Source organism: Vibrio sp. AK197, assembly GCF_053903115.1.
This window is the reverse complement of sequence record NZ_CP096430.1, coordinates 1536140-1548843: the sequence shown is the minus strand read 5'-3', so window position 1 is coordinate 1548843 and position 12704 is coordinate 1536140. Positions and strand designations below refer to the sequence as shown.

The 12704-nt window shown below is 44.5% G+C and carries 8 protein-coding genes; 3 read left to right on the top strand and 5 right to left on the bottom strand.

All coding sequences use genetic code 11. The annotated features are described in order from the left end of the window. Positions 1 to 48 precede the first annotated feature (48 nt). The 5 genes from pepN to M1D72_RS14400 form a co-directional block, all read right to left on the bottom strand. Positions 49 to 2655 carry an aminopeptidase N gene (gene pepN, locus M1D72_RS14420; RefSeq protein ID WP_456297359.1) on the bottom strand — a complete coding sequence of 869 codons (2607 nt, stop codon included), beginning with the start codon at positions 2653 to 2655 and terminating at the stop codon, positions 49 to 51. Between the two features lie 149 nt (positions 2656 to 2804). Next, positions 2805 to 3467: a hypothetical protein gene (locus M1D72_RS14415; protein ID WP_390189958.1), complete on the bottom strand. Its 663-nt coding sequence runs from the start codon at positions 3465 to 3467 to the stop codon at positions 2805 to 2807. 134 nt (positions 3468 to 3601) lie between these two features. Further along, entirely contained in the window at positions 3602 to 5617 is a 2016-nt protein-coding gene (prc, locus tag M1D72_RS14410) for a carboxy terminal-processing peptidase (RefSeq protein ID WP_390189959.1), read from the bottom strand. Between the two features lie 17 nt (positions 5618 to 5634). After that, positions 5635 to 6261: an RNA chaperone ProQ gene (proQ, locus tag M1D72_RS14405; protein WP_390189960.1), complete on the bottom strand. Its 627-nt coding sequence runs from the start codon at positions 6259 to 6261 to the stop codon at positions 5635 to 5637. Between the two features lie 99 nt (positions 6262 to 6360). Next, a complete protein-coding gene (locus M1D72_RS14400) occupies positions 6361 to 6834 on the bottom strand; it encodes a GAF domain-containing protein (RefSeq protein WP_390189961.1) in 474 nt (157 codons plus the stop codon). A 92-nt stretch (positions 6835 to 6926) separates the two neighbouring features. Between M1D72_RS14400 and M1D72_RS14395 the strand changes: the two genes are divergently transcribed. Genes M1D72_RS14395 through M1D72_RS14385 form a run of 3 tightly spaced genes read left to right on the top strand, consistent with a single transcriptional unit; the run spans position 6927 to position 12634 of the window. Beyond that, complete coding sequence (locus M1D72_RS14395) at positions 6927 to 8723, top strand: ABC transporter ATP-binding protein (RefSeq protein WP_456297358.1); 1797 nt, start codon at positions 6927 to 6929, stop codon at positions 8721 to 8723. Next, positions 8698 to 10005, top strand: a complete 1308-nt coding sequence (locus M1D72_RS14390) for a PqiA/YebS family transporter subunit (RefSeq protein ID WP_456297357.1) — start codon at positions 8698 to 8700, stop codon at positions 10003 to 10005. Before M1D72_RS14395 ends, M1D72_RS14390 begins: the two co-directional genes overlap by 26 nt. After that, positions 9998 to 12634, top strand: coding sequence for an MlaD family protein (locus tag M1D72_RS14385; protein WP_456297356.1), 2637 nt, complete (start codon positions 9998 to 10000; stop codon positions 12632 to 12634). The genes M1D72_RS14390 and M1D72_RS14385 overlap by 8 nt, the downstream gene beginning before the upstream one ends. The last annotated feature ends 70 nt before the right edge of the window (positions 12635 to 12704 follow it).

Here is a 12704-nt window from a genome sequence, read left to right as displayed (position 1 = left end):
CAAAGTCAACTAGCCGGTAAAGCGAAAGCGTTACCGGCCTATTTTTACTTACGCATCGAGCGCGGTTGTCACTTTTTCATAGAGATCTTTGGCTAGGTTGTCCATCGATTTCAATGTTTCAAGTTGCTGTTTGATAAGCGCTTGGCGCTCAACATCGTATTTACGGAATTTTAACAATGGATCGATTAACCGTGAAGCAACTTGCGGATTACTGCTGTTCAACTCACGAAGTATCTCTCCCGCAAACTGATAGCCTTCACCTGTTTTCGCGTGAAAACCAACCGGGTTGTTACTCAAGAATGCGCCAATTAAGCTGCGAGTTCGGTTAGGATTCTTCAAGCTAAACGCTTCATGATTCATGGTTTCACGGATCACGTCGAGCGCGTTATCTGCTGGGTTTGTCCCTTGCAACATAAACCACTTATCCATCACTAGACCATCGTGTTTCCATTTTTCACTGTAGTCAGCCATGAGAGTTTCGCGACATGAAAGCTGTGCCTGATTAGCAGCACTCATTGCGGCCATCGTATCTGTCATGTTGTTCGCAGACTGATACTGAGCTTGCACCAAGCTGTTCCCTAGCTCAGTATGCGCCAAATAAGACAAACACGCATTGCGTAATGAACGTTTACCAATAGCAGCGTGATCGATGCTGTACTCTTTTTGTTTCAGGCTATGATAGATAGCACTTAACTCATCATTCAGCTCTTGAGCTAATTGAACTTTGAGTGACTTAAGCACGTTGGCAATCGCGTCAACATCGACACTCGCATACCAACCAGAAACCTCATTATGTGAAGGAAGAGCAAGCATTTCCGCAATGAAGGCAGGCTCAAGCTCTTCGCTTAACAGAACACCACGGAAGGCATCAATCACAGAAGATGGAAGAGTGACAGTGTCACCACTTTGTACTGCTTGAACGTTGCTGCGAATGTATTTTGCCAGTAGCATTTGCCCAGCATCCCAACGAGCGAACTCATTCCGTGCATGAACCATCAAAAAGATCAGTTCTTCATCTTGGTAGTCATATTCCAAAATAACTGGCGCAGAAAACTCTCGCAATAGCGATGGAATTGGCTTCTCAGCCACATTTTCAAAGACATAAGTTTGCTTAGCCGCTTTAACATCAAGCACATGGTGAACGGCTTGGCCATCCATCACCAAATCAATAACTTCGCCTTTGCTATCGTAGAGTTCGATATCAAACGGAATATGCAATGGCTGCTTATCGGTTTGATTGTTAGTCGGTTCAGTGACTTGCTCAATCGTCAACGCATAGGTTTTTTGTGAAGCATTATATTCACTGCTCACCGTTACTTTTGGGGTACCAGACTGGCTGTACCATAAACGGAATTGAGTCAGGTCAACACCTGATGCATCTTCCATCGCTGCGACAAAATCTTCGCAAGTCGCCGCCGTGCCGTCATGGCGTTCAAAGTAAAGCTTCATTCCTTTTTGGAAGCCCTCTTCACCCAATAATGTGTGCATCATTCGAATAACTTCACTGCCTTTTTCGTAAACCGTTAAGGTATAGAAGTTATTCATTTCAATCACTTTATCCGGGCGAATCGGATGTGACATTGGACTCGCGTCTTCCGCGAACTGCGGGCCGCGAATAATGCGAACGTTATTAATTCGGTTTACGGCTCGTGAACCAAGATCCGACGAGAACTCTTGATCACGGAAAACCGTTAATCCTTCTTTCAGGCTAAGTTGGAACCAGTCGCGACAAGTGACACGGTTACCCGTCCAGTTATGGAAATATTCATGGCCAATTACCGCTTCAATACCCAGATAGTCAGTATCGGTTGCCGTGGTTTCATTTGCGAGAACGTACTTCGAGTTAAAAATATTTAACCCTTTGTTTTCCATAGCGCCCATGTTGAAGAAATCAACCGCAACGATCATATAGATATCAAGATCGTACTCTAGACCAAACCGTGTCTCATCCCATTTCATCGAATTGATCAGAGACGTCATCGCGTGGGTTGCACGATCAAGATTTCCTTTGTCGACGAAAATCTCTAAAGCAACATCACGGCCAGATTGAGTAACAAAGTTATCGCGCAATACGTCGAAATCCCCAGCAACAAGAGCAAACAAATACGCCGGTTTTGGATGTGGGTCTTGCCATTTAACCCAATGGCGTCCGCCTTCAAGTTCGCCTTGATCAATGCGGTTACCATTACTCAGCAAATATGGGTTATTTTCTTTATCGGCAATCACCGTTGTTGTGTATTTTGCCAGCACGTCTGGGCGGTCTTGATAATAGGTAATGCGGCGGAAACCTTCGGCTTCACATTGAGTACAAAATGCGCCGCCCGATTTATATAAACCTTCTAGGGCCGTGTTCGCCTCAGGATTAATTTGCGTTACCACGGTTAATTCAAATTGCTGTGGTAAACCATGGATCTCTAAACCACCTTCGACTTCTTGGTACTGGGACCACGCTTCACCGTCGACGTTAATCGCTTTGAGAACCAAATCTTCCCCATCTAAAAACAATGTCGTGCTATCCAGCAACTGCTTTACTTGAGAGATGGCGGTTACTGTAGTCGCGGAATCGAAAAGATCGAACGTCAAATCGATATCAGTAATGGTATGTGAGGGAGATTGGTAATCTTTGCGGTATTTGGCTTGAGGAGATTGAGCCATGTCTAAATCCTTCTGACTATTTAGGTTTGAACAGTAAGCTTACCTCTGTCGCAAAAAAAAAACGAGGCATAATATCCTTATACCTCGTTATTTTGCTAGTAATCATCAAGAATTCGAACACTCTGACTAAATAATACCCATATTCTAGTTTACCTAATTCGATTCAAAACGGCGTACACATCGCCTTCTTCAAGCTCAAGAGTCAGCGTATCTCGGTTAAGTGTGTACCGAGTGTCATGCTCGCCTCCTTCATACAGTAAAACAAGATGGTCACCTTCGGTGTAGTACACACCGCGATGCACAGCTTCGCTGCCTTCACTATTACTGGCTCGAAACATAAATACAAAATCAGGCTGAAGAATTAAATCAACGCTATCGAGTTGACTGTCAAGGACATCCTCTCCCGATAAATGAGCACTCGACCAAATCCCTGCCAATGCATTGGGCAGCGCTTTTGTGAAAGTTATTCCATTAAGAGTCAATAAATTATGATTACTCTTATATTCATAGACTTGTGGGTCTTGGCTATTGACGCCTAAAATAATCGTATCTTCATTGGCCGTGTACAGCCCCTCCCAATGATCCACGCTGTAATCGAGTTTCTGAATGTCGATAGAAAAGTTGTAGGAAGAGTCGAGGCTCAGTTTAACCGCACGAAAATCCTCCTGAGGATTTTCCATATTCGGATTCACTAGATACCAGTCACCCAATAGAAACGGCTGGTCAAATTGGGTGAGATCACTATTGTCTTTGGTACTGCTCGCATTTGCTAGGCCGCTAAAACAAGCAATGAGTATGAATATCCATCGCATGGAACTTACCTCGCTCTTTTCTTTAAGCGTAGGTGTGAAGATCACAAAAAGCGAAAATATTTGAGTTAAATCACATTAATTGGGCGCATAAAAAAAGCGAGCAACATGCTCGCTTTTTCAATAGGCTTTGATAATCAACCGTTTATCATGTCAACCATGACAGACACCGATTCGTCTAAATAAGCATCAGGCTCTTCATAATCTTTAGGTACGTCATCAAGCGATTTATACTGCGCTTCACCGCGTTGTTTTTGACGTTCATTGATACGAGATAACTTACGCTCATCCGCTTCTTCACTTTGCTCTTTACGTACTTTTTCATTCAAAGACAGTGTATTATCATCTTTTTCCTGATTGTACTGATCGATATCTTCAGCAATAAAGCGGAACTCTAAGTCCTTGGCAACACGAGCTTGATGTTCTTGTTCAAGCTTAGTCACTAGGCTTTTGTTACGCTGTAATACTTGATACTTCGCTTTATCAATACTATCCCAAGGCAACGCATTGTCTTCGACACTTTCACCCGTATCTTGTGGCAAAATTGGCGTAGGATAAGCAATATCCGGGGCTACTCCACGGTTTTGTGTACTGCCACCATTAATACGATAGAACTTTTGAATCGTGTACTGAACATAACCCAACTCATTATCAAACAAGTCGTAGATATGATTTAAAGAACGGTGCTGCTGTACAGTGCCCTTACCATACGAGTTCTCACCCAAAATAATGGCACGTCCATAATCTTGCATGGCTGCAGCAAAAATCTCTGATGCCGATGCACTGTAACGATTAATCAGAACCGTCATTGGACCGTCATAACTAATCTTGCCATCCGTATCATTGTTGACATTAACACGACCATAGCTATCGCGAACTTGGACTACTGGCCCACTAGTGATAAATAGCCCTGACAAAGCGGTTGCTTCAGTTAATGCGCCACCACCATTATTGCGAAGATCGACAATAATGCCGTCCACACCTTGCTGCTTAAGATCGCTAATCAGTTTATCAGTATCTTTAGAGAGGCCGACGTAGAAACTTGGCACTTCGAGTACGCCAATTTTCTTGCCTTCTTTCTCAATCAATTCTGACTTAACAGCGCGATCTTCGAGGCGAATTTTATCACGGACCAACGTGATGATTTGCGATTTTGCCTCTTTGCCTTCTGGCAAAACTTGCAGTTTGACTTTGCTGCCTTTCGGACCTTTGATAAGTTGCACCACGTCGTCAAGACGCCAACCAATCACATCAACAATGGCTTCACCGTCTTGGCCAACGCCAATAATACGGTCACCTTCGGCTAACTGCTTACTTTTCGATGCCGGTCCACCAGCAACCAAAGAACGAATCACCGTATAATCATCGGTCATTTGCAACACCGCGCCAATTCCCTCAAGCGACAGATTCATCTCAGTTTGGAACTGGTCAGCACTGCGTGGTGATAGGTAACTGGTATGCGGGTCAATAGAACGCGCAAATGCGTTGATATACAGTTGGAAAATATCTTCACTGTGCGTTTGGCTTAAACGCTTGATGGCATTGTTGTATCGCTTGGTCAATGTTTCCTGAATTTCAGGCCACTCTTTCCCAGTCAACTTAAGATTCAACTCATCATATTTAACTCGTTTACGCCAAAGTTCATTTAACTCTGCCTCATCTTTCGGCCACGCTTCTTCACTACGGTCCAGTTCGATCGACTCATCCGCATCGAACTTCATCTCTTTATCAAGTAAAGACAGCGCATAATCAAAGCGCTCGTAACGACGCTGCATCGATAACTTGTAAACATCAAAGGCAATGGCGTTCTTCCCTGCTTTCAACTGGTCATCAAGAGCGACGGTCCAGCCTTTACTTTCAAAGCTATCGATATCGGCTTGGGTAAAGATGTTTTTGTTGTAATCGAGCATCTCCACATAACGGTCAAAGATATGTTTTGAGAAGTCATCATTGAGATTGAAATGTTTGTAGTGGGACCGAGTCAGACGAGAAGTCACCCTTTTACTGGCAATCGCATGTTGCTCTTCGGGCTTTAACTTGGACAAAACATCCGTGAGGTCACTAAGACTGGTCGTGGGTTCTACAGCATTGACTGAAGAGGCTGCTAACCAAAGGCTAGCAGCAATTAGAGTGATTTTTGAACGGCATTTCATGCTTAGGAGTATCTCCTTTAAGCGCGCAGATGCTCCGCTTTCACAACCATTTGTAGGCCATTAGAAAGTTGAACTCGCACATCTTCCTTATTAATTTCAACGATTGTTGCAGCCATGTTTCCTTTGCCCATGTTGACGTTCACTTGATTACCGACGGTTACTTCGTCAGCATTCAGTGCTCGTGTTTCAACAGGAGCTTCAGATTTCTGCTTTTTCACTTGTGGACGACGAGGTTGTTGCGGCTTTTTCTTACCGGCTGGTTTTGCCTTCGCTTCTTCACGTGCTTTTTGAGCCTGCTCTTTACGACGAGCTTGAACACGAGCTTTACTCTCTGCCAAGGCTGTCTGTGCATGTTCAACGTGTTCTGCTTCTAGCTCACCACATTCGTTACCATCGAGATCAACACGTACAGCGCCCGGCTTAACACCGTGAAGGTAACGCCATGATGATGTGTATTGTCTTAACGCCGCACGAAGCTGAGTTTTACTTACTTTCGGATCGTCCGCTAGACGCTCCGCAAGGTCTTGAAATATACCAATTTTTAACGGTTTTGCCTCACCCTCAAGAGTAAAGCATTTAGGGAAACATTCAGCAACGTATGCAATGACTTCTTTGCTGTTTTTTAACTTTTCAGTGTTTTCCATGAGGATTCCTGGTTATAACGGGGTTTTCCGCGAGCATTAAGATAAATATTTCAGGTATTATAGAGACCTGAAAAGGAAAAACCACTCCATCGACTCAATTTATCCCTCGATAGCGTGTGAATTAAGCAGCTTTTCGACTTCTTGCATCAAAATTGTTAAACCCTGCTCATCTACCTCACTAAAACGACCAATTTCTGGACTATCAATGTCTAGAACGCCCGCTACTTTCCCATTAATTTCAAACGGAATTACAATTTCAGAGTTACTTGCTGCATCGCAAGCAATGTGTCCTTCAAATTGATGAACATCGTAAATACGTTGCACTTTGTTTTCTGCGACAGCAGTACCACACACACCACGCCCAACCGGAATACGCACACAAGCTGGGTTGCCTTGAAAAGGACCAAGAACTAACTCGTCGTCTTTCATTAAGTAGAACCCTACCCAATTAAGGCGGTCAAGTTCCATATTTATTAAGGCACTGATATTAGAAAGATTAGCGATAAGATCGGTTTCGGATTCAATAAGGGCAACGGCTTGTTTGGTCAAGCGCTGATAATGTTCTATTTTCATAACTACTTCCATCTGAAAATAAGAGACTTCTATTTCATTTGTGCGTACAATTTTGCATCACAACATAAATAGCATTCATTCTCATTAATAAAATGACACACAATATCAACACTATTAGCCGTTCTTGGTTGATAACTCAAGTAAAAAAACATAAGTCTAAGTTATTGTTGGCTAATATTGTTGCGATTGCTGCAACATTGTTCAGTGTACCCATACCTTTATTAATGCCTTTAATGGTTGATGAAGTTCTCCTCGACCAACCGGGTAAAGGCATCCAGTTTATGGATATGCTGCTACCCAGCAATTGGCTAACGCCGACGGGTTATATTTTTTGTACCCTGTTTGCTGTCATTTTAATGCGCACGATCAGTCAATTACTCAATATTGTTCAAAGCCGCCAATTTACTCTCGTTTCCAAAACCATTACTTTCCAGATGCGAAGTAAGATGATTGATAAACTGGGCCGTATCAGCATACGTCAATACGAAACCCGTGGCAGCGGTGGTATTAACGCTCACCTAATTACTGACATCGAAACCATTGATCAGTTCATTGGCACGACACTCAGCAAGTTCCTGATTGGCATTTTAACTGTTATAGGTACCGCCATTGTTCTTCTTTGGCTCGACTGGCGCTTAGGACTGTTTATTCTACTGGTTAATCCGCTGGTCATTTATTTTTCTCGAAAACTTGGGAGCAAGGTCAAGTATCTAAAGCAAAAGGAAAATCAATCTTTTGAACGTTTCCAAAATCGCCTAGTTGAAACCCTTGATGGTATCTATCAACTACGTGCAGCAAATAAAGAGCGAGAGTTTCTTAGCCAGTTAAAGCACCAAGCCAATCAAATTCGCCAAGACGCCGATACCTACGCTTGGCAATCAGAAGCGGCTGGGCGACTCTCATTTTTGCTGTTTTTAATCGGTTTTGAACTGTTCCGTGCTATCGCCATGCTTATGGTAATTTTTAGCGACCTCAGTATTGGCCAGATATTCGCGGTATTTGGTTACTTGTGGTTTATGCTGTCACCTGTTCAAGAACTGTTAGGCATTCAGTTTTCTTGGTATAGCGCCAAGGCAGCATTAGGGCGGATTAATGCCCTACTCGGCGTGGAAGAAGAGCATCGCCCAGAAAGTAAAGTTAATCCCTTCACCAATGGACAGGATGTGGAAGTTCAGGTCAAAAATGTGAGCTTCGCTTATAACGATGAAAACCAAGTGTTAAGCAACCTAAGTTTAACCATCCCAACGGGTAAAAAAGTTGCGTTAGTAGGCGCCAGTGGTGGCGGGAAATCAACGTTAATACAATTGCTGATCGGAGTCTATCAACCCACTGCAGGCGACATTACCTTTAATGGTGAATTAGCCAGCGATATCACTTTTGATATTATCCGAAATCACATAGCGGTTGTGCTTCAACAACCTATACTTTTTAACGATACTCTAAGACAGAATCTCACTCTTGGTTCTGATTATGATGATTTATCTTTATGGCGAGCGCTGGAAATTGCGCAGATGCAGGACGTCATTAACCAACTCAACGATGGTCTTGAAACCCAGGTAGGTCGTAACGGTATTCGTCTATCCGGAGGGCAACGACAACGCTTAGCCATCGCGCGTATGATTTTAAGCGACCCCAAGTTTGTTATTCTGGATGAAGCGACCTCTGCCCTTGATACCTCAACCGAGGCCGCACTGCACAAAGCATTAACTGAATTTCTGAATAACAGAACGACGCTGATCGTCGCACACCGACTATCGGCGGTGAAACAAGCAGACCTGATTTATGTCCTTGAAGAAGGTACAGTGACACAAACAGGTACCCACGGTGAGCTTGTCAACGAAGAAGGGTTATATCAAACCTTATATGGAGCGATACAGAAACACGGATAAAAGTGACGATGTCACTAAAAATCCACCTCGACGCTTTCAGCGCCTTGAGGGACATTTGAGCCAAGTGACTGGCGTTCGCATCTGTCAGGGATGCGAACTGGTTGTTGATGCCGTCTCTTTGCCACGCGGTAAGAACGCTTACTGTCCTCGCTGTGGCACACAATTGTATCGCGGAGGCAGTCCTTCTCTCTCTGGCAATCTGTCGATCGCCCTAACCTGCGTGATTTTGTTTATTCCTGCGTACTTCTTTAACTTCATCAGCATTCGATTGGTCGGTGTAAACATTCCCGCCTCACTCCCTTCAGGTATGTTTTCCCTATTCGAAGACGGGTTCTATTTCCTGTCCGTGCTGGTGCTGTTTTGCAGTTGTATTGCCCCCTTTTTAGTCTGTTTATCTGTCGTTGGCGCGCATGCGGCGTTACACTACAAAGCCTTTAAACCGTTTAAGCTGTGCCTAGACGTATTTCAAAAGCTAAAACATTGGGCAATGATTGACGTATTTCTTATCAGCGTTGCAATCTCTTGTTTTAAGCTGCAGGACTACTCTGACATATTTATTGGCCCTGCGCTGTATGGCCTTGTTCTATTACAGTTGTTTACTGTTTTACTGTTAACTCGCGTCAGCATTCGCCGTTATTGGGAGGAGTGGGACGACGAGAGTCATTACTTATTCCACAGCAAAAAGATACACTGTCATAACTGTCACCTCTCACAGCCTGAAAATAAGCGCTGTCTGCGCTGTGCACATCCCTTGCATTACCGCACTCCGCAATCCGAACAAAAAACATGGGCACTACTGTTTGCCGCTACGATTGCCATCATCCCTGCCAATTTAATTCCGATTTCTATTCTTATGACCAACGGTCAACGGGTGGAAGATACCATCTTTTCAGGCGTCGCAAGTTTAGTCAGTAGCGGTATGACTGGGATTGCGGCCATTATTTTCGTGGCCAGTATTGTGGTCCCGATAGCCAAAATTGTTGGGCTCTCGTATATATTGCTGGCAATACGATTTAAACGCCAAGTTTTCCATCGTCAAAGAATGTGGATTTACTTTGTTGTTAAATGGATTGGAAAATGGTCGATGATGGATCTGTTTGTTATTTCCATCATGATGACCTTAGTCGACAGAGGTCAGATCCTCGATTTTACGCCAGGTTATGGTGCCGTTGCATTTGGTATGGTGGTTGTGTTTACCATGTTAGCGGCGGAAAGCTTAGATCCTCGCCTAATTTGGGATAATTACTCATCCGCTTCGAAAGAAGAGTCATTGAATGAATAAAGATAAAGCCACTCAAACGTCATACTCACCTGACATCAAGCGTAGTCGCGGAATTTCCCCTCTGTGGCTGCTGCCCATATTGACCTTGATGCTTGCAGGCTGGTTAGTATTTAAAGCCATCCATGATGCCGGGCAAAGTATTCAAATCCACTTTCGCGAAGCCCAAGGGTTAGTCGCAGGGCGTACGCCTATCCGCTACCAAGGGTTGGAGGTCGGTATGGTCCGAGATATCAACCTATCCGAAGACTTAGACAGTATTTACGTCGATGCCGATGTATACCCTGAAGCCACGCAGTTATTATCCAAAGGCACACGTTTTTGGTTAGTTAAGCCAAAGGCCAGCTTGTCCGGTATTTCCGGACTTGATGCCTTGGTTACGGGCAACTACATTGCCATCCAGCCGAGTGCAAAAGAGGAAGAACCAGAAACCGTCTTCACCGCTCTAGAACGCGCTCCTTCTGATATCATGCCCAAGCAAGGGCTCAATATTACACTGAAGTCTTCTGACTTAGGCGGTGTCACCATCGGCTCTCAAATCGTGTATAAAAAAATTCCGATCGGCGAAGTCTTTAACTATCAGCTCGATAGTGATGCAAAAGCCGTCTTAATCCAGGCTACCATCCAGCAGGAATACAGCCGACTCATCACCGATGAAAGCCGATTTTGGAATGTCAGTGGCGTAGGTGCGAGCCTTGGCTTTCAGGGCGTAGATGTGAAAGTCGATAGTTTAAGCTCACTCATTGGCGGAGCAATTGCCGTCGATTCTCCGGACGGTGGTGAACAAGTTGGCGACAACGCAATCTTCAAACTGTATCCTGATTTAAAAACGGCTGGGCGCGGTATTCCCATCAAAATTACGTTGCCTGATGACAGTGGCATTAGCCGTTCTGGCGCGCCGCTGATGTATCGGGGAATTGAAATAGGCCAAATTACAGATTTACAGCTTTCTGATTCACGCAAAGATATCATTGCTTCCGCCGCGATACAGCCGGCATTCAGCGACATGCTGACAAGCGGTACCCGCTTTATACTTCAAGAAGCTAAGGTATCGTTATCTGGCGTAGAAAACATCAGCAATTTAGTCACCGGTAACTACCTGACATTAGTACCGGGTAAAGGAGACCGCTCGCGCTACTTCACCGCGTATCGCAAAAATGAAATCGACCGTCAGCTAGCTCGTTCTATCGTCGTTCAGCTAACCGCCGACAATTCCTATGGATTGGACGCGGGTGCTAATGTTCTTTATCGTGGGATTACCGTTGGCTCTGTCAGCCATGTTGAACTAGACAATGATCGCGTACGCTTTGATGTGTTGGTTGACAGCAAATATGCCCACTTAATTCGTACGCAGAATCGCTACTTTGTCACAGGCAGTGCCAGCGCAGAATTAACCGAATCCGGGCTAAACGTTACGGTGCCACCAGCAAAACAACTTCTCACAGGTTCAATCAGTTTCACCAGTGAAGGAGAACCCAGCACAAAACGAGAATACACACTCTACGCTAATCAATCATTAGCAGAACTTGCAAAATACAACCGAACGGGGTCGTATAAGCTCGCCCTTTTTGCACGAGAGCTTCCCCCCGTCTCAAAAGGCAGCCCTCTGCTCTACCATAACTTGCAAGTCGGAAAGATTGATGACTTTCATTTGGTCAATCAAGGTGTATTGATTACTGCAACCATTGAAAATCAGTATCAGCACCTCATCACTCCACAGACGGTATTTTGGAATCGCTCTGGCGTCGAAATTGATGCTTCACTAAGTGGCATTAGTGTGACAGCGTCACCACTAAAGACTTTAATTCGCGGTGGAATTGCCTTTGATAGCATGCCTGGTACAGAAAATAAGCAAGGTGAATATTGGAAGCTCTACTCAGACCTTAAATCCGCGCGTCGATTCGGACAAAAAATAACGTTAACTGCGCAAGGTGAAACCAACATCAGTCATGGGACTCCGATTAAATACAATGGCGTCAAAGTGGGTGAAGTGACACAAGTGACTCCTGATTTTGAACATGACCAGGTGTTGTTTGAAGCGCATATACTTCCTGACTACGCCAAGACCATCGCTCGTAAGGGATCGTATTTTTGGCAGCAACCGCCTCAAGTCTCTCTCAGTGGAGGGGTGAAAAACCTTTCGGGTATTTTTGCCCAAGCGATTCATGTTGAGCCCGGTGACGGCCAAGCACAACAAGATTTTGCATTAGGCGATTCCGCCTTCAAACAACAAGGCGTTTCGTATACGCTGCAAAGCGAACGTCGCGGCTCCGTCACCAAAGGTACACCGATATACTATCGAGATATCGAAGTGGGACATGTCACTGATGTTGAATTGGGAGACTTCGCCGACCGCGTGAATACCACTATTTCAATCGAGCCTAAATACACCTATCTGATTCGTCGTAATACCGTATTTTGGAATACCTCTGGGGTTGATATTTCAATCGGGCTATCCGGTGCAGATATCAAAGCAGGAACACTCGATAGCATTGTTCGCGGGGGCATCACCTTTGCAACGCCCGAGGAGAAAACCTTACTTCCCGCCGCCAACCCCGGAGCCTCATTTCTCCTTTATCCAGAAGCCAAACCAGAGTGGAAAAGTTGGCGTACTGCAATTCCTAAGCCCTAATCAACAATTAAACGCAGCGATTCGCTGCGTTTAATCTCAATTTGAGTATAATTACCCGCAAATTGACTAT